This window comes from Pseudomonas sp. HN11 (genome assembly GCF_021390155.1).
Classification (GTDB): domain Bacteria; phylum Pseudomonadota; class Gammaproteobacteria; order Pseudomonadales; family Pseudomonadaceae; genus Aquipseudomonas.
On sequence record NZ_CP089985.1, the window covers coordinates 6,063,629 to 6,088,812 of the forward strand.

Annotated in this window: 21 protein-coding genes and 1 pseudogene; 9 read left to right on the forward strand and 13 right to left on the reverse strand. The window is 58.7% G+C overall.

What is annotated here, in order from left to right; all coding sequences use genetic code 11:
- Nucleotides 1-229 precede the first annotated feature (229 nt).
- Both LVW35_RS27955 and LVW35_RS27960 read left to right on the forward strand, forming a co-directional pair.
- Entirely contained in the window at nucleotides 230-2,155 is a 1,926-nt protein-coding gene (locus tag LVW35_RS27955; protein ID WP_233892933.1) for an ATP-dependent nuclease, read from the forward strand.
- Nucleotides 2,152-3,828, forward strand: coding sequence for a UvrD-helicase domain-containing protein (locus LVW35_RS27960; protein WP_233892934.1), 1,677 nt, complete (start codon nucleotides 2,152-2,154; stop codon nucleotides 3,826-3,828). Before LVW35_RS27955 ends, LVW35_RS27960 begins: the two co-directional genes overlap by 4 nt.
- A 556-nt stretch (nucleotides 3,829-4,384) precedes the next feature.
- Here the strand turns inward: LVW35_RS27960 and istB are convergent.
- Nucleotides 4,385-4,576, reverse strand: a pseudogene (gene istB, locus LVW35_RS27965) (IS21-like element ISPsy14 family helper ATPase IstB); the annotation flags it as partial.
- Here istB and LVW35_RS27970 point away from each other — a divergent pair.
- Entirely contained in the window at nucleotides 4,516-5,388 is an 873-nt protein-coding gene (locus LVW35_RS27970) for an ATP-binding protein (protein WP_233892935.1), read from the forward strand. The pseudogene istB and the gene LVW35_RS27970 sit on opposite strands and share 61 nt — an antisense overlap.
- Here the strand turns inward: LVW35_RS27970 and LVW35_RS27975 are convergent.
- On the reverse strand, nucleotides 5,385-5,969 hold the full coding sequence (locus tag LVW35_RS27975; RefSeq protein WP_233892936.1) for a TetR/AcrR family transcriptional regulator: 585 nt from the start codon (nucleotides 5,967-5,969) through the stop codon (nucleotides 5,385-5,387). The genes LVW35_RS27970 and LVW35_RS27975 overlap by 4 nt on opposite strands.
- A gap of 111 nt (nucleotides 5,970-6,080) precedes the next feature.
- On the opposite strand from LVW35_RS27975, the gene LVW35_RS27980 reads away from it, so the two are divergent.
- A complete protein-coding gene (locus LVW35_RS27980; RefSeq protein WP_233892937.1) occupies nucleotides 6,081-6,995 on the forward strand; it encodes an ABC transporter six-transmembrane domain-containing protein in 915 nt (304 codons plus the stop codon).
- A 3-nt stretch (nucleotides 6,996-6,998) separates the two neighbouring features.
- Here LVW35_RS27980 and LVW35_RS27985 read toward each other — a convergent pair whose 3' ends face one another.
- Both LVW35_RS27985 and LVW35_RS27990 read right to left on the reverse strand, forming a co-directional pair.
- On the reverse strand, nucleotides 6,999-8,975 hold the full coding sequence (locus tag LVW35_RS27985) for a methyl-accepting chemotaxis protein (protein WP_233892938.1): 1,977 nt from the start codon (nucleotides 8,973-8,975) through the stop codon (nucleotides 6,999-7,001).
- A gap of 177 nt (nucleotides 8,976-9,152) precedes the next feature.
- Entirely contained in the window at nucleotides 9,153-10,073 is a 921-nt protein-coding gene (locus LVW35_RS27990) for a LysR substrate-binding domain-containing protein (protein ID WP_233892939.1), read from the reverse strand.
- Between the two features lie 150 nt (nucleotides 10,074-10,223).
- On the opposite strand from LVW35_RS27990, the gene LVW35_RS27995 reads away from it, so the two are divergent.
- The gene (locus tag LVW35_RS27995; RefSeq protein ID WP_233892940.1) at nucleotides 10,224-11,636 is read left to right on the forward strand and encodes a NorM family multidrug efflux MATE transporter; all 1,413 of its coding nucleotides are present in this window, start codon (nucleotides 10,224-10,226) and stop codon (nucleotides 11,634-11,636) included.
- On the opposite strand, the gene LVW35_RS28000 is transcribed toward LVW35_RS27995, so the two are convergent.
- The gene (locus LVW35_RS28000) at nucleotides 11,633-13,306 is read right to left on the reverse strand and encodes a putative bifunctional diguanylate cyclase/phosphodiesterase (protein ID WP_233892941.1); all 1,674 of its coding nucleotides are present in this window, start codon (nucleotides 13,304-13,306) and stop codon (nucleotides 11,633-11,635) included. The genes LVW35_RS27995 and LVW35_RS28000 overlap by 4 nt on opposite strands.
- A gap of 256 nt (nucleotides 13,307-13,562) precedes the next feature.
- Between LVW35_RS28000 and rep the strand changes: the two genes are divergently transcribed.
- Entirely contained in the window at nucleotides 13,563-15,572 is a 2,010-nt protein-coding gene (rep, locus tag LVW35_RS28005) for a DNA helicase Rep (RefSeq protein ID WP_233892942.1), read from the forward strand.
- 59 nt (nucleotides 15,573-15,631) lie between these two features.
- Complete coding sequence (locus tag LVW35_RS28010; protein ID WP_025856334.1) at nucleotides 15,632-16,204, forward strand: xanthine phosphoribosyltransferase; 573 nt, start codon at nucleotides 15,632-15,634, stop codon at nucleotides 16,202-16,204.
- A 131-nt stretch (nucleotides 16,205-16,335) separates the two neighbouring features.
- Here the strand turns inward: LVW35_RS28010 and LVW35_RS28015 are convergent, their stop codons facing one another.
- The 6 genes from LVW35_RS28015 to dadA form a co-directional block, all read right to left on the reverse strand.
- Complete coding sequence (locus LVW35_RS28015; RefSeq protein ID WP_233892943.1) at nucleotides 16,336-18,258, reverse strand: acetyl-CoA hydrolase/transferase C-terminal domain-containing protein; 1,923 nt, start codon at nucleotides 18,256-18,258, stop codon at nucleotides 16,336-16,338.
- Between the two features lie 133 nt (nucleotides 18,259-18,391).
- The gene (locus LVW35_RS28020; RefSeq protein ID WP_016975909.1) at nucleotides 18,392-18,805 is read right to left on the reverse strand and encodes a c-type cytochrome; all 414 of its coding nucleotides are present in this window, start codon (nucleotides 18,803-18,805) and stop codon (nucleotides 18,392-18,394) included.
- A 181-nt stretch (nucleotides 18,806-18,986) separates the two neighbouring features.
- Nucleotides 18,987-19,535, reverse strand: a complete 549-nt coding sequence (locus LVW35_RS28025; RefSeq protein ID WP_003176893.1) for a cupin domain-containing protein — start codon at nucleotides 19,533-19,535, stop codon at nucleotides 18,987-18,989.
- Between the two features lie 116 nt (nucleotides 19,536-19,651).
- Nucleotides 19,652-20,725 (reverse strand): alanine racemase, encoded by a 1,074-nt coding sequence (gene alr / locus LVW35_RS28030; protein ID WP_233892944.1) that lies wholly within the window; start codon nucleotides 20,723-20,725, stop codon nucleotides 19,652-19,654.
- Between the two features lie 79 nt (nucleotides 20,726-20,804).
- Nucleotides 20,805-21,158, reverse strand: a complete 354-nt coding sequence (locus tag LVW35_RS28035) for a RidA family protein (protein WP_028618462.1) — start codon at nucleotides 21,156-21,158, stop codon at nucleotides 20,805-20,807.
- On the reverse strand, nucleotides 21,130-22,431 hold the full coding sequence (gene dadA, locus LVW35_RS28040; protein WP_233892945.1) for a D-amino acid dehydrogenase: 1,302 nt from the start codon (nucleotides 22,429-22,431) through the stop codon (nucleotides 21,130-21,132). Before dadA ends, LVW35_RS28035 begins: the two co-directional genes overlap by 29 nt.
- A gap of 154 nt (nucleotides 22,432-22,585) precedes the next feature.
- Here dadA and LVW35_RS28045 point away from each other — a divergent pair, with 154 nt between their 5' ends.
- On the forward strand, nucleotides 22,586-23,074 hold the full coding sequence (locus LVW35_RS28045) for an Lrp/AsnC ligand binding domain-containing protein (RefSeq protein WP_233892946.1): 489 nt from the start codon (nucleotides 22,586-22,588) through the stop codon (nucleotides 23,072-23,074).
- 20 nt (nucleotides 23,075-23,094) lie between these two features.
- Here LVW35_RS28045 and LVW35_RS28050 read toward each other — a convergent pair whose 3' ends face one another.
- Nucleotides 23,095-23,448 carry a YkgJ family cysteine cluster protein gene (locus LVW35_RS28050; protein WP_233892947.1) on the reverse strand — a complete coding sequence of 118 codons (354 nt, stop codon included), beginning with the start codon at nucleotides 23,446-23,448 and terminating at the stop codon, nucleotides 23,095-23,097.
- A gap of 115 nt (nucleotides 23,449-23,563) precedes the next feature.
- On the opposite strand from LVW35_RS28050, the gene LVW35_RS28055 reads away from it, so the two are divergent.
- Nucleotides 23,564-24,856 carry an NAD(P)/FAD-dependent oxidoreductase gene (locus LVW35_RS28055; protein ID WP_233892949.1) on the forward strand — a complete coding sequence of 431 codons (1,293 nt, stop codon included), beginning with the start codon at nucleotides 23,564-23,566 and terminating at the stop codon, nucleotides 24,854-24,856.
- A 1-nt stretch (nucleotide 24,857) separates the two neighbouring features.
- On the opposite strand, the gene LVW35_RS28060 is transcribed toward LVW35_RS28055, so the two are convergent.
- Nucleotides 24,858-25,082, reverse strand: coding sequence for a DUF1127 domain-containing protein (locus LVW35_RS28060; protein WP_233892950.1), 225 nt, complete (start codon nucleotides 25,080-25,082; stop codon nucleotides 24,858-24,860).
- Nucleotides 25,083-25,184 lie beyond the last annotated feature (102 nt).

Sequence of the window (25,184 nt, forward strand, 5' to 3'; positions counted from 1 at the left end):
AGGCTGCCGTCTCTCGCTAGGTCAGCCAGACACCCTAGGGTTCTCTGGGGCAACCGCGTTTCAGATTTCGGGTTGCCCAATGCGTCGTAAAAACCGGTGCTTAGCATATGTTTTCGCTAACCCTATTCAATCGTCTGTATGGCACTTTGATAGCCACTATGGGAAATTAAGCGGTGGGGGTTCGGAAGCGAACCCAAGATGAATATGGAAGGGATGGTCCAGTCGAGCTATGAAATTACAATCTATACGCTTGTCTAACTTTCAATCCTTTGGACTGAAACCTACAGAGCTGAGTTTTGACAAAATCACCTATCTGATTGGTCCGAACGGCTCGGGTAAAACGGCTGCTCTACAAGCTCTATGCCGACTTTTCGCTTTCGATCCTTCACTGCGGCGCATCCAGCGCTCCGACTTCCATGTCCCACACATTGAAGTTGAAGCTCCAGAAGAGCGAAAGCTCTGGATAGAAGCCGACTTCCTTTTTCCCGAGCTGACCAAAGACGAAGATAACAGCACCGTTGCTCCCCATTTCGGGCACATGCGGCTTGATGAGCTGGATGGCATCCCACGTGTTCGCTACCGCCTCGAAGCAACTATGGGCATAGATGGCGATATTGAAGAAAGCCTGGTGTATGTGCTTGATGTGGATACAGAGGGAGCTCCACTCAACACAGCACAGGTTGCACGTCCAGAACGCAACCACATCCACGTGCACTACCTCCCAGCCAGACGTGACCCCGCAGATCACATCGCCTATGGCGCCAATGCATTACTCGGGCGGATTTTGCGCTCAGTGCAATGGGACAGTGAGCGATCCACTATCAAGGGACTCACTGATCAAATCAGCGAAAGCTTAGCCGCCAACCCTTGCATTGACGCATTTAGTACCAGTCTTAGGGCTGTATGGGGCGAGCTGCATAAGGGCCGTTTCTTCACGGACCCCAAGATCACCTTTGTGGCCTCCGAAATCGAGTCCCTTCTCCGGCATTTGTCCGTCTCCTTTTCCCCTGGGCATGACGACAATCTCGTCGACTTTGCCCGCTTGAGTGACGGCCAGAAGTCGATGCTCTATCTGTCATTGGTTCTGTCATCCCAGGCTATTGGCCGGGCAGTCTTGTCTGGAGAAAATACGTCTTTCGACCCTGACAGGCTGCGGCCACCTGTTTTTACCCTCATCGCGGTTGAGGAACCAGAGAATAGTCTTTCCCCCCATTACTTGGGCCGTATCGTCAACGCATTGAACTCGATGGTGAAACATCCCGATGCTCAGGCTTTGATAGCAACACATGCGCCCTCCATGCTGCGCAGAGTGGAGCCGGAACATATCCGCTACCTCCGTCTAACGGATGCTCGGCAAACGCGAGTCACATGTATCAAGCTTCCTGAAAAGACCGACGATGCTCACAAGTATGTGCGTGAAGCCGTTCAAGCATTTCCGGAAGTCTATTTTTCCCGGTTGGTTGTCTTGGGTGAAGGAGATAGTGAGGAGATCGTTTTACCCCGGCTGCTACGCGCCAAAGGCACACCAGTGGATGAATCAGCGATCACGATTGCGCCATTGGGTGGCAGGCATGTGAATCACTTCTGGCGCCTGCTGTCAGAGCTGCAAATCCCGTACGTGACTCTCTTGGATCTGGATGTTGCTCGATATGCGGCGGGATGGGGGCGGATAAAATATGTGAACGACCAATTCGCTAAATTCGAGCCCACTAAAATGCTTTCCAATCTAGTGACAATTCCGAAGTGGGACGATGACGTCACGCCTTTGCGCACTCACCATTATTTTGGTGAGGACAACAAGGACTTCTTCGCCGCACTACAAGAGCGTGGTGTTTTCTTCTCCTTCCCAATGGACCTGGATTTTGCATTGCTTCTTGCGTACCCAGATGCCTACCAAGTGGTTAAAGAAGATCCAGATGCCCAGACCATCAAGGCAGTCCTGGGTAAGAGCCATCACAATTCAGCTCAATACACCCCTGAGGAGCTGAAGTTATTTGGTACGTATCATCAAAGCTTCAAGCTAGGTAGCAAGCCCGCAGCACACCTTGAGGCACTGGCCAAGCTAACCGATGATCAGTTGCTCATAGGAATGCCTAAGTCACTCAATGATTTGGCCGATGCAGTCATCGCTATGCTTGAGGAGATTCCTGAGTGATCTCCATTGATGCGTGGCAACCAGCAGACGGACTGACGCTCGAACCCAATGCATCCCTCGCTGCAAGGGAACAAGAGCGCTGCCTGGCTCTTACCGCTGGCCCTGGGGCGGGCAAGACAGAAATGCTCGCTCAGCGCGCAGACTTCCTCTTAAGAACCGGCACCTGCCGGTATCCAAAGCGGATTTTGGCAATCTCATTCAAGGTAGATGCGAGTAAAAACCTCAAGGAGCGTGTTCAGCGGCGTTGCGGGAACGACCTTTCATCACGCTTCGATAGCCACACGTTCCACGCCTTCGCAAAACGGATCATCGATAGATTTCGGCCAGTTCTAACAGGTAACGACAGTCTCGATCCAGGCTACAAAATCGGCGATAGAAAAATTGGCAGTAAACAGATTGAATTCGGTGACCTTGTTCCTCTGGCTATTCAGATACTCGAGAAATCGGCCATCGCTCGAAATGCGATTCGGCAAACTTACAGCGATGTTTTTCTGGATGAATTCCAAGACTGCACTGATCAGCAGTATCGGCTGATTAAAACTGCATTCATTGGCACGTCCATTCGACTGACAGCAGTTGGGGATACCAAGCAGAAAATTATGGGTTGGGCAGGCGCACTTGACGGAATTTTTAAGACGTTTGCCGAGGACTTCAATGCAATCCCACTCAATATGTATCGCAATTTTCGCTCCAAACCCCGTTTACTGCGAATGCAGAATGAGATTATCCGAGTGCTTGACCCAGCCTCGGTCATGACTGACGACCAGCTTGAGGGAGACGAAGGCGAGGTGTTCGCCTATAGGTATGAAAATAGCGAGATTGAAGCTGAGAGCCTGGCGGATCTGATTTCTGAATGGGTCCGCAAAGAGTCAGTACCTATTTCTCAAATCGCCATTTTGGTGTCCAAACTCCTTGACCAATACGCCCTTCAACTGATGAGCGCTTTGGAGGCGCGGGGCATCCCTTACCGAAATGAACAGCAAATGCAGGACATCACCGTTGAGCCTGCTGCGCGCCTAGTTGTGGACTACCTATTGTGCATTTATGGCCAGCGCGAGCCCAAGGCGTGGATGAGACTGATGGACCAGTTGATTCCATACGCAGATGAAGAATTACAGGCCAGTGTGCGGCAGGATCTAGGCCGGTTCATCAAAGCACAGCGTAAGAACGTCGCGATAGCGGACTTAATCGGTGAGTCATTCGAGGGGTGGTGGGAAACAGCGAAAGCTCTTCTCCAGCATATTGGTTTAGATACGCTGACTGCGCTCTCTCCAGACTACGAATCACAGGATCGGTTAGGGGAAGTATTGCGCGACACAAGAACTCGCATTGAAGATTTGCTTAAGCTTGAGCCTGAGCTTCCCAAGGCACTGCTGCGCTTCTCGGACGATCAAGCAGTCAGAATCTTAACCATCCATAAAAGCAAAGGATTGGAATTCGATTCCGTCATCATCATGGCCGTCGATAACGAAATTTTCTTCGGTGATCAAGATGCGAATCGCTGTGCATTTTTTGTAGGAGTTTCTCGTGCCAAGAGGCGGTTGGTAATCACGCATGCTGCAGTACGAGAAAGACCAGAGGGTTATACAAAAAAGTGGAGTGTCCATCGGACTGAGCAGGTGGAGTTTTTCTCCTACAGCACGCCTTTCGTATCCACCACAGTAACGAATTGATTGACTATTTTTTTGACTATCCTTGGCGGGTGTCCACATTTCATGGAATGTGGACACCCGCCAATTTGCACGATCGCGTTGGTCAACGGTTGATTCCAAAATTTCTCAGCAGTGGATTGTCGTCATTGCTGTAAAGCAAAGAATATTTTGCTTAACCGGCTGAAATCGGCATTAACGCAAAGAATTGTTTGCCTTACGTATGAAGCAGAATCTGTGATGGGCTGAGGCACGAATGCAATGTTCCGTGCAGGAGGCATGCAGCGCAGCCTTGTTGCGGATGTAAATTTGAGGTGGTTCTTGTCAGATTTAACATTAAATTTTTACGATCAAGCTCCTTTTAGGCTGGAGCCTGCCTGGTTGCATTCGGTCAACCGCTGCGCATTTACTTATCCCAAACCGCAGATCAGTCTGGCCGGACGCTTCAAAGACTGCGGATTCCACGACACATGGACACTCAGCCCACGATCATTTGGACACTCGTTCCACGCGCACTTGGACATCTGATCCACGTCCACTTGGACAGGCAGTCGGAGCGCGGCGACGCAGTTTTGCATTGTTAGTCTGAAGTCCCTGCCGTCGTCAATTTCGTTGCGCGCCTGCGCATCGATTCGCCCTTCAGTTCGATCCTATATGCGTTGTGCACCAGCCGGTCGAGGATCGCATCGCCCAAGGTCGGATCGCCGATCAGTGCATGCCATTTGTCCACCAGCATCTGGCTGGTCACCAGCGTCGAGCGGTTGCCGTAACGGCTCCAAATCTCCTCTTAGGATAGTCGCACCTAATGGCAGCGTTTTTAGACGTAGTCGCATCTATTTCCAAAAGCGGTCGCACTTTATTTCTTTAGGCAAGCCCAGAAAAAGCGGCTTCCAGAGCACTTCAGTCGCATTAATTGATAAAACCTACAGTGGATCAAAACCGCAGCCAGGAGAAATCACCCTTGCCCACCACGGAGTGCTGTTTCTGGATGAACTGCCGGAGTTCGACCGCAAAGTATTGGAGGTGCTGCGCGAGCCACTGGAATCAGGGCACATCGTGATTTCCCGTGCCCGCGACCGCGTGAGCTTCCCGGCCCGCTTCCAACTGGTCGCCGCCATGAACCCCTGCCCTTGCGGGTACATGGGCGAACCCAGCGGACGTTGTCGCTGTACGCCGGAGCAGATCCAGCGCTATCGCAACAAGCTCTCCGGACCACTGCTGGATCGCATCGACTTGCACCTTACTGTAGCGCGAGAAGCCACCGCGTTGAATCCTACCCAGCAGGCGGGCGATAACACGGCCGATGCGTCGGCACGGGTTGCCCATGCCCGCGATCGCCAACAGCAACGCCAGGGCTGTGCGAATGCTTTCCTTGATCTGCCGGGGCTACGCAAGCACTGCAAGCTGGCGAAGATGGACGAAAGCTGGCTGGAAAACGCCTGTGAACGGCTGACGCTTTCCCTGCGCGCAGCCCATCGGCTGCTCAAAGTGGCACGTACCCTAGCCGACCTTGAGCACGCCGATAACATCACACGGCCGCATCTGGCGGAGGCGTTGCAGTATCGGCCCGCGGCTGTAGGCTAGAGTGACTCTGGAAAGTGCAGCAGCAACCGCGCCACTTCCATCACTTCATCCAAGGCCGCTTCGGCCGACTCCTTGGAGGGTTTGAGCATCAGGTCGTCGGCGTAGCCCATCGCCACGGCAAAGATCTGGCGGGCAGCGCGTTGTGGCGAGTCACAACGCAGGACATTGGCAGCGACACCTCGCTCGATCACCTCGGCGAGCATGCCTTGCCATTGAGCATTGATCACCAGGTAAGCCTGGGCCATTTGCGGGTCTTGCATCGCTTCGTCCCATGCATCCAGCCACAGTGCCCAGCCTGCATCGGCGGTACTCGGAAGGCAGTCACGCAAAAAACCCATGAAGGCTTCCAGGGGGGGGGCTTCTGCAAGGGGCGCACGCACTTCGTCCAACTGTTCGTTGGCAAACCGCACAAAAGCTTCGCGGCGCAGCTCCTTCCAATCACTGAAGTAGTGATAGACGTGGCTACGGGACAGCCCGGCATGTTCGGCCAGGTCGCGGGTGGACACATCGGCAAACCCCTTGCTGCGGAACAGCTCCAGCGCGGCGGCGATGATCTGGTCTTTACGGTCGATACGCGACATAGGTATTCCTTTTGGCACCGGCAGATAAGCGGCGCTTGCTTTTTGAGCGGTCGCTCAAGGATACTTGAGCAGTCGCTCAATAATAGCGTCTATCATCCCTTTGGTGCACCCATGACATCCGTCACCCCTCAAGTCCTGATCGAAGAAAGCAAGAAAATCGGCCAGCAATCCGCCGGCCAGACCCTCAAGGCCATCGCCAAAGCCTATCCCGGCAAGCTGTGCGGTACGCTGTCACTGGTCGCCCTGGAGAATGCCCTGCTGCTGGCGTACCCGTTGTTTGCCGGATTTGCGGTGGATGCGATCATCCGTGGCGATGCCAGCAACGCTCTGTTCTATGCCGCCGTGGTCCTGGCGTTCTGGGTCGTCGGCGCAGCACGCCGTGCGCTGGACACTCGCACCTTCACCCGAATCTACGCCGACCTGGCGGTGCCGGTGATTCTGAACCAGCGCCTGCAGCATCACAGCACCTCGAAATCGGCAGCACGGGTAGTGCTCGCACGGGAGTTCGTCGACTTCTTTGAGAAGCACGTGCCGATCATAGCCACGGCACTGGTGTCGATTATTGGCGCGGCGGTGATGCTGATCGTGATCGAGCCCTGGGTCGGCCTCGCGTGCCTGGGCGCACTGGGGCTGTGTATCACGCTGTTGCCGCGCTTTGCCCAACGTAACCAAGAGCTGCATGAGCGCCTGAACAACCGTTTGGAAAAGGAAATCGGCCTGGTGGAAAAAGTCGGCGCACCGACCTTGCGACGTCACTACCAGGTGCTGTCGCGCCTGCGGATCTGGCTGTCAGACCGCGAGGCCGCTGCGTACCTGTTTCTCGGCACGCTGGCCGCCTTGCTCTTTGTGGTCGCCATCAGCCAGTTGGCCTTGTCCCCCGCGGTCAAGGCCGGCCACGTGTACGCGGTCATGACCTACCTGTGGACCTTCGTCACCAGCATGGACGAAGCACCCGGCATGGTCGACCAGTTGGCGCGCCTCAAGGACATCGGCAAGCGCGTGGACCCAGGGCTGGCCGACCGCTAGGCCTCAGCGGAACCGATCCACCTCATGTCGCAGGCCCGCCGCCAGGGTCTCCAGTTCCTTGGCGGTAATCGCCAGGTTCGACACCACTTCGCGCTGCTCGCTGTTGGCCAGCGCAATACTCTGAAGGTTGCTGCTGAGCAAAGTCGCGGTGCTGCTCTGTTCCTGGGTGGCGGTGGTGATCGCAGCGAATTGCTGACCGGCCGAGCGGCTTTGCTCGTCGATACGCGCCAGTGCCGATGCCACATCGGCGTTGCGCGACAGGCCTTCCTGCATCAATACGTTGCCGCGCTCCATGGTGCTGATGGCGTTGCCGGTTTCTTGCTGGATGCTCTGGATCATCCCGGAGATTTCATCGGTAGCCTCTCGGGTACGCGACGCCAGGTTGCGCACTTCATCGGCGACCACGGCAAACCCCCGGCCTTGCTCACCCGCCCGTGCGGCTTCGATGGCAGCGTTGAGCGCCAGCAGGTTGGTTTGTTCAGCAATCGAAGTGATCACGCCGACGATCCCGCCAATTTCCTGGGAGCGCTGGCCCAGAGTATTGATCACCGTCGCCGTGCTGTTCAGCGCAGTGGCGATGTGTTCCAGGGACGCAGACGCCTCTTGCATCGAGTTACGCCCGATACGGGTTTGCTGGGCGTTTTCCTGGGCCAGACGTTCGGTACTGCCCATGTTGTCGGCGATGTTCAGCGAAGTAGCGCTGAACTCTTCCACCGCGCCAGCCATGCTGGTGATCTCGCCGGACTGCTGCTCCATGCCTTCATAAGCACCACCGGATAACCCAGACAACGCCTGAGCACGGCTGTTGACCTCTTCGGCCGCCTTGCGGATATGCGAGACCATGGTCGACAGCGCATCACCCATCTGGTTGAAGCTGCGCGCCAGTTGACCGATTTCGTCATGGCTGGACACATTAAGGCGTGCGCTCAAGTCGCCCGCCCCCAAGGCTTCGGCCTGGCGTACCAGGTCGCCCAACGGCGCTAATTTGCTGCGCAGCAGCCAGACCGTTGCGCCCACCGCTAGCAGCATGGCCAGCACGCTGCCGATCACCAGGCGGATACCGACGTCCCAGGTCACCGAGCGAATCTCGGCCTTGGGCATGCTCGCGACGACTGCCCACGGCCCGCCGTCGAAGGGCACCGAGACACTGTAGAAATCTTCGTTCTTGTCGCTCCAGAAACGGCCTTCACCCGGCTTTTTCGCCAGGTCCTGCATCACCGGGATCGCCTGATCCGGCACCTGCACACCAGCCGGCGGCACCAGCCAACGCTTTTGCTCGTCCAGCAGGGCCAGGGAACCGGTCTGGCCGATACGGAAGCGCTTGAGGTTCTCGAACTGCGCGTTCTGGGCGTCGGTATAGTCGAAACCGATGAACAGCACCGCGATGACTTGGCCGCTGCTGTCACGCACCGGGCTGTACTGGGTCATGTAGGAACGATCGAACAACACCGCACGACCGATATAAGTCTGCCCACCGAATACTCGCGGATAAGCTGGCCCATTGCGGTCAAGCACAGTACCGATGGCGCGATTGCCATCCTGCTTGGTGAGGGATGTGCTGACGCGGATGAAATCGTCGCCGCTGCGCACGAACACCGTGGCCACGCCGCCAGACATTTGCTTGAACTCATCCACTTCATCGAAGTTGTTGTTCAGCAGATCGCTACCCAGGTACAGACTTGGAGCCTGTACGCCGGCGACCGCGACGGGTTGGTCGGCGCGCACGCTCAAGCCGGCACTGAAGCGCTTTTCAAAAAGCCCCGTCAGTCGCTGGGTACTTTCGCGCAGGGTGCTATGAAACGTGTTGAGTTGGTCGGCGAGCAGCCGCGCCTCGCTGGCCAAGTGTTCCTCACGGGTGGCGAGGTTGGCAGCATCAAGCGAACGCAAGGCAAAAACAGTGCTGCCGCCAATGGCAACAGCCAGGATCACGGCCAGCGCGAGACCTAATTGGGAGGCAATCCGAGCACGAGGTTGAGACATGACAGCTCCTGGCCGAGGCCAGGATCATCCTGATCTCATAGCGATGCTCGGCAAATTATCTAGTGGGAAACGTTGGTGCACGATGGTTCCAACACACCTACTTCGGCGGACCGAAGCAATACTTGAGCGAATCACAGGGGTATCACGCAAACGATTGCACAAACGGTCTGCAATTACTCAATCCAGGCGTTGGACGGGGGGCAATTCCATGGCCTTCACTTCCGCCTGCAGAAACTCAGCCAAGCGTCGCAAACGTTCGCCGCCGGGACGGGTTTTCGGCCACACCAGGTAATAATTTTCGCCACTGGCTACGGCCGTTGGCCACGGCAGGCTCAGTCGGCCCTGGGCCACGTCTTCGGCAACCATCAGCAAGTCGCCCATGGACACGCCGTAACCCCGCGCGGCGGCGATCATGCCCAATTCCAGCGTATCGAACACCTGCCCACCCTTGAGCGACACCTGCGATGACAGCCCCATGCGCTCCAGCCAGTTGCGCCAATCACGGCGGTCGGGTGTAGGGTGCAGCAGTTCGGCGGTGGCCAGACGAGTCGCATCCCAAGGTCCGTCCTCCAGCAGATTTGGCGCCCCTACCGGAATCAGCAATTCCGGGAAAAGATAACTGGCCTCCCAATCCGCCGGGAAATGCCCGTAGCTCAGCAGCACCGCGCAGTCGAACGGCTCCTGATTGAAGTCCACTTCGTCCACACTCATCCAGGCGCTGGTCAACTGCACTTCATTGCCGGGCTGCAAGGCCCGAAACCGGCTGAGCCGCGCCAACAGCCAACGCATGGTCAGGGTCGACGGCGCCTTCATGCGCAGGATGTCGTCTTCAGCGTTCAAGGTATGGCAGGCCCGCTCCAACGCGGCGAAACCTTCGCGCACGCCCGGTAATAACAGGCGTGCGGCCTCGGTGAGCTGCAAGGTGCGGCCGCTGCGCTGGAACAGGCGGCATGCAAAGTGCTCTTCCAATGTTCGGATATGTCGACTGACTGCACTTTGCGTAATCGATAATTCCTCCGCCGCACGGGTGAAGGAGTTGTGCCGGGATGCCGCCTCAAACGCGCGAAGGGCATAAAGCGGAGGAAGGCGACGTGACATCTGGAAAACTCCTTCAAGGCGATGCCGTAACGTATCAGATTCATCCAGCATGAGTTTTAATCATGTGAACGATCGCATTTATCCCTTTGTGCAATAGGCTGAGAGCGCCGAGAATCCACCCTCCCCCAACCCTCCTATTTTTCGAGTGTGATGATCATGCAGCATCCGGCACGTACCGAACTCTGGGCCATTCTGCGGCTGTCAGGGCCGTTGATTGCCTCACAGTTGGCGCACATGCTGATGGTGTTGACCGACACCCTGATGATGGCGCGCCTGAGCCCCGAAGCCCTGGCCGGTGGCGGCCTGGGCGCGGCGAGCTATTCATTCGTGTCGATTTTCTGCATTGGTGTGATCGCCGCCGTGGGCACCCTGGTGGCTATCCGTCATGGCGCCGGTGATATCGAAGGCGCCACCCGCCTGACCCAGGCCGGGCTGTGGCTGGCCTGGCTGATGGCCTTGGCGGCCGGCTTGCTGCTGTGGAACCTAAAACCGCTGTTGCTGGTGTTCGGCCAGACTGAAACCAACGTGCAGTCGGCCGGGCAATTCCTGACGATCCTGCCGTTTGCCCTGCCCGGCTACCTGAGCTTCATGGCCTTGCGCGGTTTCACCAGCGCGATCGGCAAGGCCACTCCGGTGATGGTGATCAGTCTCGGCGGTACGGTACTTAACTACCTGCTCAACCACGCACTGATCGAAGGCATGTTCGGCCTGCCCAAGCTTGGCCTGATGGGCATCGGCCTGGTCACGGCCATCGTTGCCAACGGCATGGCCCTGACGTTGATGTGGTACATCCGCAGCAACCGCAGCTATGCCGCCTACCCGCTGAGCAATGGACTGCTACGCCTCAATACCCAGTACCTGCGCGAGTTGTGGCGCCTGGGCCTGCCGATCGGCGGCACCTATGCAGTGGAGGTCGGGTTGTTTGCGTTCGCGGCGCTGTGCATGGGCACCATGGGCAGCACGCAGTTGGCCGCGCACCAGATCGCGCTGCAGATTGTCTCGGTGGCGTTCATGGTGCCGGCAGGGATGTCTTATGCGGTAACCATGCGAATCGGCCAGCATTACGGTGCCGGGCAGTTGCTGCAGGCACGTCTGGCCGGGCGCGTCGGCATAGGATTTGGCGCAGCGGTGATGTTGGGATTTGCCGCCGTGCTGTGGCTTTATTCCGACCCGCTGATCGGACTGCTCATTGACCATAACGACCCGGCGTTCCATGACGTGATTGTCTTGGCCGTCAGCCTGCTCGCCGTGGCCGCGTGGTTCGAGTTGTTCGACGGCGTGCAAACCATCGCCATGGGCTGCATTCGCGGGCTCAAGGACGCCAAGACCACTTTCCTGATCGGCGCGGGTTGCTATTGGTTGATTGGCGCACCGTCGGCCTGGTTGATGGCCTTCATCCTCGGCTGGGGACCAACCGGTGTGTGGTGGGGATTGGCGCTGGGCCTGGCGTGCGCGGCGGTCAGCCTGACGTGGGCGTTTGAGGCGAAGATGAAGCGGATGATTCGGCAGGAAGGTGTCGAGCCCGAAACCCGCGGTGGGTTCCAGGCTGCACAGCCGGATTAAAGCCCTTCGCCCACGCGGGCTTGCTGGCCGTTGCCAAAGGTCAGGTAGTCAACCAACTCCGGCAACGGCAGCGGCTTGCTGATCAGGTAACCCTGGGCCTGGTCGCAGCCAAACAGCCTCAACAATGCAAGCTGCTCTGGCGTTTCCACGCCCTCAGCCACCACTTCCAGGTTGAGGTTGTGAGCCAGGTTGATCATGGCATGCACCAGCTTACGGTTCTCTTCACGCTCCTCCATGCCGCCGACAAAGCTTTTGTCGATCTTCAACAGGGCAATCGGCAGGCTGTTGAGGTGCACGAACGACGAGAAGCCGGTGCCAAAGTCATCCAGGGAAAACCGCACGCCGAGCCGGCCGAGGGCATCCATGGTCTGCTTGACCAGGTCACTGCGGCGCATCACGGCGGTTTCGGTGAGTTCGAACTCCAGCCATTGCGCCTCAACGCCCCGCTCGGCAATCAGCCGGCTGAGTGTGGAAAGCAGCTGGCTGTCCTGAAACTGTCGGAACGACAGGTTGACGGCCATATGCAGCGGCGGCAGGCCGCGTTCGCGCAGGTCCTGCATGTCGCGCAGGGCGCGGGAGATTACCCAGTAGCCCAACGGCACGATCAGGCCGCTTTGCTCGGCCAGGGGCACAAACTCACTCGGAGGCAACAGGCCGCGCTCGCCGTGGCGCCAGCGCACCAAAGCTTCAAGGCCGACGATATGCCCATCGTCCAGGTCCAGGCGCGGCTGGTAATGCAGTTCCAGTTCATCACGACGCAGGGCGCGGCGCAGCTCACTTTCCAGGTCGGCCAGGCTGCGCGCGTTACGATTGATGCGTTCGTTGAAGATATGAAAGGTACAGCCCTGAGTGCTCTTGGCCTGTTGCATGGCGATATGGGCGTGCCACATCAGCGGGTCGGCACCGGCGCGGGCGCGGGCATGTGCAACGCCCAGACTGCAGCCGATCAACAGGCTCTCGCCATCCACCCAATAGGGCTCGGCCATGACTTCAGTGATGCGCTCGGCCATCCAATCGGCACGCTGGGGCGCGCGGCGGGTGTCGATCAATAGGGCAAATTCGTCACTGCCCAGGCGCGCCAGTTGGTCGCCGACCTCAAGCTGGCTCTTGAGTCGCGAGACCACTTGCAGGATCAGCCGGTCGCCGGCCTGGTGGCCGAGGGCGTCGTTGGCGTGGCGGAAATTGTCGAGGTCCAAATGACCGAGGGCCAGGCCACGACCTTCGTTCTCGGCCAGTCGCGCGGCGAGCAAGGTCTGGAAGCCCTGGCGGTTGGCGATCCCGGTCAGCGGGTCCTGCTCGGCGAGGCGTTGCAGGGTGTTTTCCAACACACCGCGTTCGCGGACGTGGCGCAGGCAGCGGCGCACTGTATCGGCATCCAATACGTCACGCACCAGCCAATCGCTGACGCCCAACGGCGAAACCAAAGGTTCCTGCTCCAGCAACAACACGCACGGCAGGCTGCAACGGCCAGGTCCGGGCTGCAGGCTGGGTGTGGTCAACAGCACGGCGCTATGGTCGTCATCGAACAGACGGCTCACGGACTCCCAGTTTGGCGCGCTGATCAGTACAGCCCCATCGCCCATCGGCGCCAGGCACTCGCGCAACAACGCTGCCCACGCGGGCTCATCGGCCAGCAGCAGCAAACGCAAGGGTTCGACAGGCGTAGACAAGCTAGCTCCCTAGACTCTGCAAAATTTCGTGGCGGCGGGCAGTATGACGTGCGGCCGGATAATCACCAATGATAGGGGTTACCAAACACGCGAACTGTAAACATTAGTCGCAAATACCCCCCGACATCCTGCGGCAAAGTATCAAAACCGGCAAATTTAGATCGAGTGGTACGTCACACTGTCGTTCTGGCAGAGCAGAATCCTGCGAGCCTGTTAAAATGCCCGCCCTTTTGAACAACGACTCCTGAAATTCTGTATGTCCCGACTCAATCCCCGGCAGCAAGAAGCCGTGAACTACGTCGGCGGCCCTCTATTGGTGCTCGCCGGTGCAGGCTCCGGCAAGACCAGCGTGATCACCCGCAAGATCGCGCACCTGATCCAGCAGTGCGGCATCCGCGCCCAGTACATCGTCGCCATGACCTTTACCAATAAGGCGGCGCGGGAAATGAAAGAGCGCGTCGGCACCCTGCTCAAGGGTGGCGAAGGCCGTGGCCTCACCGTGTGCACTTTCCACAACCTGGGGCTGAATATCATCCGCAAGGAACATGCGCGGCTGGGCTACAAGCCGGGCTTCTCGATTTTCGACGAGACCGACGTGAAGTCGCTGATGACCGACATCATGCAAAAGGAATACGCAGGCGACGACGGCGTGGATGAGATCAAGAACATGATCGGCGCCTGGAAAAACGACCTGATCCTGCCCGCGCAGGCCCTGGAGAACGCTCGCAACCCCAAGGAACAGACTGCCGCCATCGTCTACACCCACTACCAGCGCACGCTCAAGGCGTTCAATGCGGTGGACTTCGACGACCTGATCCTGCTGCCGGTGAAGCTGTTCGAGGAACACGCCGACATCCTCGAAAAATGGCAGAACAAAGTGCGCTACCTGCTGGTGGACGAATACCAGGACACCAACGCCAGCCAATACCTGCTGGTGAAAATGCTGATCGGCAAGCGCAACCAGTTCACCGTGGTAGGCGACGATGACCAGTCGATCTACGCCTGGCGCGGCGCTCGCCCGGAAAACCTGATGCTGCTCAAGGACGACTACCCGTCCCTGAAAGTGGTGATGCTGGAGCAGAACTACCGCTCCACCAGTCGCATCCTGCGTTGCGCCAACGTACTGATCTCGAACAACCCCCACGAATTTGAAAAACAACTGTGGAGCGAGATGGGCCATGGCGACGAGATTCGCGTGATCCGCTGCCGCAACGAAGACGCCGAAGCCGAGCGCGTGGCCGTGGAAATCCTCAGCCTGCACTTGCGTACCGACCGGCCCTACAGCGATTTCGCGATCCTGTACCGCGGCAACTACCAGGCCAAGCTGATCGAGCTGAAATTGCAGCATCACCAGGTGCCGTATCGCCTGTCGGGCGGCAACAGTTTTTTTGGACGTCAGGAAGTCAAAGACCTGATGGCCTACTTCCGCCTGATCGTGAACCCGGACGACGACAACGCCTTCCTGCGCGTGATCAACGTACCGCGCCGCGAGATCGGCTCCACGACCCTGGAAAAGCTCGGCAACTATGCCACTGAACGCAAGATCTCGATGTACGCCGCCACCGACGAAATAGGCCTGGGCGAACACCTGGATTCGCGCTTCATCGATCGCCTGTCGCGCTTCAAGCGCTTCATGGACAAGGTCCGCGAGCAGTGCGCCGGCGAAGACCCGATCAGCGCCCTGCGTAGCATGGTCATGGACATCGACTACGAGAATTGGCTGCGCACCAACAGTTCCAGCGACAAGGCCGCGGATTACCGCATGAGCAACGTCTGGTTCCTGATCGAAGCACTGAAAAACACCCTGGAAAAAGACGAAGACGGCGAAATGACCGTCGAGGACGCCATCGGCAAGCTGGTGCTGCGCGACATGCTTGAGCGCCAGCAGGAAGAGGAAGACGGCGCCGAAGGCGTGCAGATGATGACCTTGCATGCGTCCAAGGGACTTGAATTCCCCTACGTGTTCATCATGGGTATGGAAGAGGAAATCCTCCCACACCGCTCCAGCATCGAAGCCGACACCATCGAAGAAGAACGCCGCCTGGCGTACGTGGGCATTACCCGCGCGCGCCAGACGCTGGCCTTCACCTTTGCTGCCAAGCGCAAGCAATACGGAGAAATCATCGATTGTGCCCCCAGCCGGTTCCTGGACGAACTGCCGCCGGACGACCTGGCCTGGGAAGGCAATGACGACACCCCGACCGAGGTGAAGGCCGTTCGCGGCAATACCGCCTTGGCGGATATACGCGCGATGTTAAAGCGCTAGAATCGACTACTTTTTAATCTACTTTTCGGCGCACACCGCGCCATTAGAGGAAGCTTTCCGTGGAAGCACTGCATAAGAAAATTCGCGAAGAAGGCATCGTGCTTTCCGATCAGGTACTCAAGGTCGACGCCTTTCTGAACCACCAGATCGACCCGGCGCTGATGAAACTGATCGGCGACGAATTCGCCGCACTGTTCAAGGACTCGGGCATCACCAAGATCGTTACCATCGAAGCCTCGGGCATCGCTCCGGCGATCATGACCGGCCTGAACCTGGGTGTGCCGGTGATCTTCGCGCGCAAGCAGCAGTCCCTGACTCTAACGGAAAACCTGCTGTCGGCGACGGTGTACTCCTTCACCAAGAAGGTCGAAAGCACCGTGGCGATCTCCCCGCGCCACCTGACCAGCAGCGACCGCGTGCTGGTGATCGATGACTTTTTGGCCAACGGCAAGGCGTCCCAGGCGCTGATTTCGATCATCAAGCAGGCGGGCGCGACCGTTGCCGGCCTGGGGATTGTGATAGAGAAGTCGTTCCAGGGTGGCCGCGCCGAGTTGGATGCGCAGGGTTATCGGGTTGAATCGCTGGCGCGGGTGAAGTCATTGGAAGGTGGCGTCGTTACCTTCATCGAATAACCGATGCCTGAACCCGATTAAAAATGTGGGAGCGGGCTTGCTCGCGAATGCGGTGGATCGGTCAGTAGATTCAGCGACTGACCTCCGCGTTCGCGATCAAGCCCGCTCCCACATTGGTTTTGTGCTGGCTGTCAGTGCGCGGTGGCCTGGAGGCCGGCGAGCAATAAACGCTGATACAGGTCTTCCTTCAGCCCCTCCGGCTTATCCAACCGCATCCGCTTCAAATGCTCCGGATACGCCTCCGGCTCCGGCGCATCCAATGCCGCCTTGCCTAACTCCAAAATCTCCGTCAGCTTGAATTTGCTCTTGAGCCAGTTCAGCGCCCGCAACAAATCCCGCTCTTCGTCAGTGAAATCACTGCCCAGCGGATACTCCGGGAACAACCGACGATGGCGCGCCTGAATAGCCTGTAGCCGCACGGGCGTGTTATCGGCAAAGCGCGGATCCAGCTGGAAATCCTTGGGCAACTTGCCGGCTTTTTGCGCCTGCTCGATCAAATCTTCCTGGAAGCGTGAGTCAGTAATGTTCAGCAACGCCTCGATCACCTTGGCATCCGTCTGACCGCGCAAGTCGGCGATTCCGTACTCGGTGATGACAATATCCCTCAGATGACGGGGAATGGTGCAGTGGCCATAGTCCCAGACGATATTGGAACTGACCTCCCCCGCCGACTCGCGCCAACTGCGCAGGATCAGGATCGAGCGCGCACCTTCAAGCGCATGACCCTGGGCTACAAAGTTGTACTGCCCACCCACGCCGCTGAGCACACGGCCGTCGTCCAGTTGGTCGGCGACACCCGCACCGAGCAGCGTTACCATAATTGCGCTGTTGATAAACCGCGCATCCAGGCGTTGCAGGCGCTTGAGTTCTTCCTGGCCGTACAGCTCGTTGATGTAGCTGATGCGGGTCATGTTGAATTCGAGGCGCTTGGCGTGGGTCATTTCCTGCAGGCGCCGGTAAAAACTCCTCGGGCCCAGGAAGAATCCGCCGTGAACCGAGATGCCGTCGGGCTGCGCGGCGTCGTCGAGCGTGCCGGCGTTAGCCTGTTCCTGCGTTGCCACATCCGGGTAGACCTTGCGGCGGATAATCCCCGCGTCCGCCAGCACCAACAGGCCGTTGACGAACATTTCGCTGCAACCGTAGAGGCCACGGGCGAACGGATCGACGCCGCCTTCGCGGCTGATCAATGGTGCCCACTGATAGACGTCCAGGTCAGTCAGCAGCAACCGATAGGCTTCGTTGTCCGCCTGGCGCGCCAGCAGCGCGGCGGTCAGCGCGTCCCCCATGGAGCCGATGCCGATCTGCAAGGTACCGCCATCACGCACCAAGGTGCTGGCATGCAGGCCGATAAAGTGGTCTTGGAAGCCCACCGGCATGTTCGGTGTGGAGAACAGCGTGGTGCTGTCTTTTTCATCGATCAGGTAATCGAAGGCGTCCATGCCCAGTTCGGCATCGCCGGGCATGTAGGGCAAATCGCTGTGGACTTGGCCGACAATCAGCACGGTTTCACCGGCATCGCGGCGCTTGGCGATCATTGGCAACAGGTCGAGGGTGATATCCGGGTTACAGCTCAGGCTCAGGCGATCGGGGTGTTCGCTGCTGCTGGCGACCAGTTGCGCGACCAGGTTCAGCCCGGCGGCGTTGATGTCGCGGGCAGCGTGGCTGTAGTTGCTGCTCACGTAGTCCTGCTGCGCCGACTCGCTGTGCAACAAGCTGCCAGGCTGCATGAAGAACTGCTGTACGTGGATATTTTTCGGAAGGCTGTCTTTGTGCAGGTCCGCCAGAAAATCCAGCTCGGGATAATCGCCAAACACCCGCTCGATGAAGGGTTCCAGAAAGCGCTTCTGCAAGCCATCGCCCATCGTCGGCCGACCCAGGCTGAGCGCGGTGTAGATAGTCAGTGCCCGATCCGGCAACTTGGCGACACGCCGGTACAGCGCGTTGACGAACAGATTCGGCTTGCCCAAGCCCAACGGCATGCCCATGTGGATATGCGCCGGCAACCGCTCCAGCACATCGTCAACTGCTTGCTCGATTGAACACAACTGCACCATCCGACCCTCCTGAACATTCCATGATTAGGGGTTGGACCGAGCTTGCCGGGTCTTTGCTGCAAAGAACAGTGCTGAAACACAAATCACGGGAACAAAAAAGCCGCTTGTAAGCGGCTTTTTGGCGAAGATCGGATTATTTCAACCCGGACATCTTCTCGATCGCACCTTTGAGGTCATCATCCGAGCAATCTGAGCAGGTGCCTTTGGGTGGCATGGCGTTGATGCCTGTGATCGCCTTGGCCAGGATGCCGTCCAGGCCGCCCTGATGGTCGGCGCGTTCTTTCCAGGCAGCGGTGTCACCGATTTTCGGCGCGCCCAGCAGGCCGGTGCCATGGCAAGCGTTGCAATGCTTGGCGATGATTTCATCCGGCGTCTTCGCCGCGCCGCCGCCCGCGGCGACCGCCACTTCCATCCCTTTGCATTCCTGACCCTGTACGCAGACCTGGCCGACAGGTTCCAGGCGCTTGGCAATGTCGTCATTGGTCGCAGCTTGAGCGCTGACAGCCCATAGGGCCAGTACGGTTGCTGGTGCAGCCAGCATTTTCATAATTAGGTTCACGCGTTCACCCTCAATGGTGGCTATTCACGCCTGCGGCCACGGTTTCGCAGGCGGCGAAAGTATAGCGGTTAGCCCGCCCGGCCGAAACAACCCTATTAAATAAAGGGAGATTCGGCTTCACGGATACAGCCACGGGAGTCTCTGCAACGCTGGCAGGACGCCTCTTTTCTTAAAAGTTCGCGGGTGTGGCTGCGCTGATTAGTCGCGCCGGCACGTCGAACGGATTGCGAAAACGATGAGGCTTGGTGCTTTCAAAGTAGTAGCTATCGCCGGCTTCGAGCACAAAAGTTTCAAGACCGACCACCAACTCCAGGCGACCTTCCACCAGAATCCCGGTTTCTTCGCCTTCGTGGGTGAGCATTTCTTCGCCCGTGTCGGCGCCCGGCGGGTAGATTTCGTTGAGAAACGCAATCGCCCGGCTGGGGTGCGCCCGACCTACCAGTTTCATGGTGACGGCGCCGTCAGAGATGTCGATCAGCTCATTGGCTTTATAGACGATCTGTGTCGGTATTTCCTGGAGGATCTCCTCGGAAAAGAACTCGACCATGGACATAGGGATGCCGCCCAGCACCTTGCGTAAGGAGCTGATCGAGGGGCTGACACTGTTTTTTTCGATCATCGAAATGGTGCTGTTGGTGACACCCGCGCGCTTGGCGAGCTCGCGCTGGGAAAGACCCTTCAGTTTACGGATGGATTGCAGTCGTTCGCCGACGTCCAATGCAGGTGCCTCCTAGGATTCAGGCTTTGTTGTAATTGAGCGTTATCATGGCGACAGCGTTCAGTATTTACAACACTTGGGCCTAAATCCTGGGCGGTTGTATTCGTGCCCGGCGATCAAACGTCGGAATAGAGCCTTGGCACGCGGCGCAGGTTGCAGAACAACTGGTAGGGAATGGTCTCGGCGGCGACCGCGACATCACTGGCAAGGATGTTTTTGCCCCACAGTTCCACCGTGGAGCCGAGCCCGGCCTGAGGCACGTCCGTCAAGTCGATGCACAGCATGTCCATGGACACGCGGCCCAGCAAATGGCTGCGTTGCCCGGCCACCAGTACAGGCGTACCCGTCGGCGCGTGACGTGGGTAGCCATCGGCATAACCCATGGCAACCACGCCGATACGCATGGGTTTCGGCGTAATGAACTTGGCACCGTAGCCCACCGGTTCGCCGGCCGGCAATTCCCGTACACAGATCACCTTGGATTCCAGCGTCATCACCGGCTGCAAACGAGCGGCCACAGCCTGGTCTTCACCAAAAGGCGTGGCGCCATAGAGCATGATGCCGGGGCGTACCCAGTCGCTGGACACATTCGGCCAGCCCATCACTGACGGCGAGTTGCGCAGGCTGACCTCGGCCGACAAGCCCTGGCGCGCCGCTTCAAACACGGCCACCTGTTCATCACTGCGCACGCAGTCGAGTTCATCAGCGCGCGCAAAATGGCTCATCAGGACGATTTTGGCGACTTTGCCGCTGGCCAGCAGGCGTTGGTAGGCCTCGTGATAATCCTTCGGATGCAAGCCAACGCGGTGCATGCCCGAGTCGAGCTTGAGCCAGATAGCCAGTGGCTTGCTCAGTTGGGCCTGTTCAATGGCCTCCAGCTGCCACAGCGAATGCACTACGCACCAGAAATCATGCTCGATGATCAGCGGCAGTTCGTCGGCCTCGAAAAAACCTTCCAGCAACAGCACCGGCGCACGGATTCCGGCGGCACGTAGCTCCAAGGCTTCCTCGATGCATGCCACGGCGAACCCATCTGCTTCGCCTTCCAACGCCTGAGCCACACGCACGGCGCCATGTCCGTAGGCATCGGCCTTGATCACGGCAAGGGCCTTGGCCCCCGTGACTTCACGAGCCAATTGGTAGTTGTGGCGCAGGGCTTGGAGATCAATCAGGGCACGGGCAGGACGCATGGCGGCAGGCTTCTAGACGGCAGAGTGAAGAAAAACCGGTACCGACCGACAATACCGGCACCGAGAGAGGGATCGTTGTTTAAGGCAAGGCCGCCACGACGGACAGCTCTACCAGGATTTCCGGTTCGCACAGCTTGGCTTCAACCGTGGCACGGGCCGGCGCAACACCTTTGGGCAGCCACTTGTCCCACACTGCGTTCATGCCAGCGAAATCCGCGTCGATGTCTTTCAGGTAGATCGTCACCGACAGCAGCTTGCTCTTGTCAGTCCCGGCCAGGTCCAGCAACCGCTCGATATTGGCCAGGGTTTCACGGGTCTGCTGTTCAATTCCGGCGTTCATGTCGTCGCCGACTTGCCCGGCCAGATACACGGTACCGCTGTGGACAACGATCTGGCTCATGCGCTCATTGGTGAGCTGGCGCTGGATTGACATGTTGTGCGGACTCCTGGTGGTTGCCATAACGGGAAATATCGAGGCCTTCAGCGCTGATCTGCGGCGTTTTCCTGGCCATCAGGTCAGCCAGCAAGCGACCGGAGCCACAGGCCATGGTCCAACCGAGGGTGCCGTGGCCGGTATTCAGAAACAGGTTCTTGAACGGAGTGGCACCGACAATCGGCGTGCCATCGGGGGTGGTCGGGCGCAGGCCAGTCCAGAAAGTGGCTTCGGTCAAATCGCCGCCCTGAGGATAAAGGTCGTTGACGATCATCTCCAGGGTTTCGCGTCGACGCGGATTCAGCGACAGGTCAAAACCGGCTATTTCAGCCATGCCGCCAACGCGGATGCGGTTGTCGAAACGGGTGATCGCGACCTTGTAGGTCTCGTCGAGAATGGTCGAGGTCGGCGCCATCGCCGGATTGGTGATCGGCACGGTCAACGAATAGCCCTTGAGCGGGTACACCGGTGCCTTGATCCCCAACGGCTTGAGCAATTTCGGCGAGTAACTGCCGAGGGCCAGTACGTAGCGATCAGCGGTTTCCAGCTTGCCGTCGATCCACACACCGTTGATGCGGTCACCGGCGTAGTCGAGGCGCTGGATGTCCTGTTCGAAGCGGAACTCCACACCCAGTTGCTTGCACATATCGGCCAAGCGGGTGGTGAACATCTGGCAGTCGCCGGTCTGGTCGTTCGGCAGGCGCAAGGCACCGGCAAGGATATCGGTGACGCTGGCCAGGGCCGGCTCGACGCGGGCGATGCCGGCGCGGTCGAGCACTTCGAATGGCACACCGGACTCTTTCAATACGGCGATGTCCTTGGCCGCGCCATCCAGCTGCGCCTGGGTGCGGAACAGTTGGGTCGTCCCCAGGCTGCGGCCTTCGTAGGCAATGCCGGTTTCCGCGCGAAGTTCGTCGAGGCAGTCGCGGCTGTACTCGGACAGACGCACCATGCGCTCCTTGTTAACCGCGTAACGGCTGGCCGTGCAGTTGCGCAGCATCTGCGCCATCCACAGGTATTGGTCGATATCGGCGGTGGCCTTGATCGCCAGCGGCGCGTGGCGCTGCAGCAGCCATTTGATGGCCTTGAGCGGTACGCCCGGCGCGGCCCATGGCGAAGCATAACCAGGGGAAACCTGGCCGGCGTTGGCGAAGCTGGTTTCCATGGCAGCGGTGGGCTGACGGTCGACGACGACCACTTCAAAGCCAGCCCGCGCCAAATAATAGGCACTGGTCACACCAATGACGCCGCTACCCAAGACCAGAACGCGCATTTTTATATCCTCATCGCGGGCATGGCCGCTGACGTATTGTTCGAGCAATGATGAGCGCAGTGTAAAAAACAATGGCCAGTGCATTTCACTATATAACTGCCTATATTTGGCGACAATTCTCGGCAAAAACCCTTTTCACAGAGGCGTATCCCCTATGCGTACCAACACCCAGACCAAGCGGGAGCTGGACAAGATCGACCGCAACATCCTGCGCCTCCTGCAAACCGACGGGCGTATTTCGTTCACGGAGTTGGGGGAGAAGGTCGGGCTGTCGACGACGCCCTGCACGGAACGCGTGCGTCGGCTGGAGCGTGAAGGGATCATCATGGGCTACAACGCACGGCTCAATCCCCAGCATTTGAAGGGTAGTTTGCTGGTATTTGTCGAGATCAGCCTCGATTACAAGTCTGGCGACACTTTTGAGGAGTTTCGCCGCGCGGTGCTGAAATTGCCCCATGTGCTGGAGTGCCACTTGGTCTCGGGCGACTTTGACTACCTGGTGAAAGCGCGGATTTCCGAGATGGCGTCGTACCGCAAATTGCTGGGCGATATCCTGCTCAAGCTGCCCCATGTGCGGGAGTCCAAGAGCTATATCGTGATGGAAGAGGTGAAAGAGAGCTTGAATTTGCCTATCCCTGACTAACGACTAACTGAGTCCAGCCGTTACACCAGCACCTGCCGGGTGCTCGTCATGTATTCGTGGATCTGCTTTTCCACCCTTGGGTGAATCAGCTCCACCGGCCGCCGCCCATTCGGGCACGGCAAGGTCTTGGTGGTGCCGAACAGTCGACAGATCAGCGGTCGCTCGTCGTATACCGTGCAGCCGTTGGGCCCCAGGTGTACGCAGTTCAGTTCATCCATGGCCGCGTCCTGCTCGGCGGCGGTCTTGCGCGGCAGGCGCGACATTTCCTCGGGCGAGGTGGTCACCGGCCCACAGCAGTCGTGGCAACCGGGGACACACTCGAACGAAGGAATCTGCCGGCGCAGCGCGCTGATTTTCTGACTGTTGCAACTCATCGAAACACATACCGAACAGCGAATAGAGGTGGATTCTGCCGCAAAACGCCCTGCGCAGACAGCTTCGTCTGACCGCTGTATCCTGCGTCAAATTTTCCAAACAGGGATGCTCCCCATGACCGCCAGCGCCCGGCACACCACGTCCTATTACACCGCCAGCAGTGTCCTGCAGCCCGATTACCCGGTGTTGACGGGCGAGGTGACGGCGGATGTGTGCGTGGTCGGCGGTGGTTTCTCTGGGCTGAATACGGCACTGGAGCTGGCCGAACGGGGTTTCAGCGTGGTGTTGCTGGAAGCGCGCAAGATCGCCTGGGGTGCCAGCGGCCGCAACGGCGGCCAGCTGATTCGTGGTGTCGGCCACGGTCTGGACCAGTTCGCCAATGTGATCGGCAGCGATGGCGTGCGCCAGATGAAGCTGATGGGCCTGGAGGCCGTGGAGATCGTGCGTGAGCGCGTCGCACGCTTTCAGATTCCCTGCGACCTGACCTGGGGTTACTGCGACCTCGCCAACAAGCCCCGCGACTTGCAAGGCCTGGCCGAAGACGCCGAAGAGCTGCGCGGCCTGGGTTATCGCCACGAGGTACGCCTGCTGCAAGCCAACGAAATGAGCAGCGTGATCGGTTCAGACCGCTACGTGGGCGGCATGATCGACATGGGCTCCGGCCACCTGCACCCGCTGAACCTGGCCCTGGGTGAAGCCGCCGCCGCGCAGCAACTGGGCGTGCAGCTGTTCGAGCAGTCCGAAGTCACCCGCATCGACTACGGCCCCGAGGTCAACCTACACACCGCCCAGGGAAACGTGCGCGCCACGACCTTGGTCCTGGCGTGCAATGCCTACCTCAATGGCCTCAACCCGCACTTGAGCGGCAAAGTGTTGCCCGCCGGCAGCTACATCATTGCCACCGAACCATTGAGCGAAGCCCAGGCCGTCAACCTGTTGCCGCAGAACATGGCTGTGTGCGACCAGCGTGTCACGGTGGACTATTTCCGGCTGTCCGCCGACCGTCGCCTACTGTTTGGCGGCGCCTGTCACTATTCCGGTCGCGATCCCAAGGACATCGGCGCGTACATGCGTCCGAAAATGCTCCAGGTGTTCCCGCAATTGGCCGGTGTGAAAATCGATTACCAATGGGGCGGCATGATCGGCATCGGCGCCAACCGCTTGCCGCAGATTGGCCGCCTGGCCGACCAAGCCAACGTGTATTACGCCCAGGCATACGCCGGCCATGGCCTCAACGCCACCCACCTGGCGGGCAAGCTGCTGGCCGAAGCCATCAGTGGCCAGCAACAGGGGCGCTTCGACCTGTTCGCCCGGGTGCCGCATATCACCTTCCCCGGCGGCAAGCATCTGCGCTCGCCGCTGCTGGCGTTGGGAATGCTCTGGCACCGCCTCAAAGAGTTGGTGTGATTCAGTCGCGCCAGAAGGGTTTCAACCCTTCCTGGCGCGCTTGTTCGGCGGTCAACCCAACATCCCGTAGTTGCTCGCAGGTCAGATGCAGCAACGCCTTGCGTGTGTGGCGGCGGTGCCAGAACAGATCCCAGCGACTGATATCCCGCGGCACCGTCGCACGCCCCTGCCCGGCTTCCAGTTCCTGACTGTGCAACGCCAGCCGCACATCGCTCATGCCGTTCATTTTCTTGCCCTCATTTGCAGTATTGCCTTGAGTGACAAGCATGGGCACAGAGCAAAAACCATTACAGATTCAACCCGTTTTTATTAAATCCATACAGATACT

What these genes read in the sequence shown, in the direction of transcription:
- LVW35_RS27955 (WP_233892933.1), top strand. Translation starts at nt 230, where the DNA reads ATGAAATTACAATCTATACGCTTGTCTAACTTTCAATCCTTTGGACTG.
- LVW35_RS27975 (WP_233892936.1), bottom strand. Translation starts at nt 5,969, where the DNA reads ATGTCGCGTATCGACCGTAAAGACCAGATCATCGCCGCCGCGCTGGAG.
- LVW35_RS27980 (WP_233892937.1), top strand. Translation starts at nt 6,081, where the DNA reads ATGACATCCGTCACCCCTCAAGTCCTGATCGAAGAAAGCAAGAAAATC.
- LVW35_RS27985 (WP_233892938.1), bottom strand. Translation starts at nt 8,975, where the DNA reads ATGTCTCAACCTCGTGCTCGGATTGCCTCCCAATTAGGTCTCGCGCTG.
- LVW35_RS27990 (WP_233892939.1), bottom strand. Translation starts at nt 10,073, where the DNA reads ATGTCACGTCGCCTTCCTCCGCTTTATGCCCTTCGCGCGTTTGAGGCG.
- LVW35_RS27995 (WP_233892940.1), top strand. Translation starts at nt 10,224, where the DNA reads ATGATCATGCAGCATCCGGCACGTACCGAACTCTGGGCCATTCTGCGG.
- rep (WP_233892942.1), top strand. Translation starts at nt 13,563, where the DNA reads ATGTCCCGACTCAATCCCCGGCAGCAAGAAGCCGTGAACTACGTCGGC.
- LVW35_RS28015 (WP_233892943.1), bottom strand. Translation starts at nt 18,258, where the DNA reads ATGGTGCAGTTGTGTTCAATCGAGCAAGCAGTTGACGATGTGCTGGAG.
- LVW35_RS28020 (WP_016975909.1), bottom strand. Translation starts at nt 18,805, where the DNA reads ATGAAAATGCTGGCTGCACCAGCAACCGTACTGGCCCTATGGGCTGTC.
- alr (WP_233892944.1), bottom strand. Translation starts at nt 20,725, where the DNA reads ATGCGTCCTGCCCGTGCCCTGATTGATCTCCAAGCCCTGCGCCACAAC.
- LVW35_RS28035 (WP_028618462.1), bottom strand. Translation starts at nt 21,158, where the DNA reads ATGTCAATCCAGCGCCAGCTCACCAATGAGCGCATGAGCCAGATCGTT.
- dadA (WP_233892945.1), bottom strand. Translation starts at nt 22,431, where the DNA reads ATGCGCGTTCTGGTCTTGGGTAGCGGCGTCATTGGTGTGACCAGTGCC.
- LVW35_RS28045 (WP_233892946.1), top strand. Translation starts at nt 22,586, where the DNA reads ATGCGTACCAACACCCAGACCAAGCGGGAGCTGGACAAGATCGACCGC.
- LVW35_RS28050 (WP_233892947.1), bottom strand. Translation starts at nt 23,448, where the DNA reads ATGAGTTGCAACAGTCAGAAAATCAGCGCGCTGCGCCGGCAGATTCCT.
- LVW35_RS28055 (WP_233892949.1), top strand. Translation starts at nt 23,564, where the DNA reads ATGACCGCCAGCGCCCGGCACACCACGTCCTATTACACCGCCAGCAGT.
- LVW35_RS28060 (WP_233892950.1), bottom strand. Translation starts at nt 25,082, where the DNA reads ATGAACGGCATGAGCGATGTGCGGCTGGCGTTGCACAGTCAGGAACTG.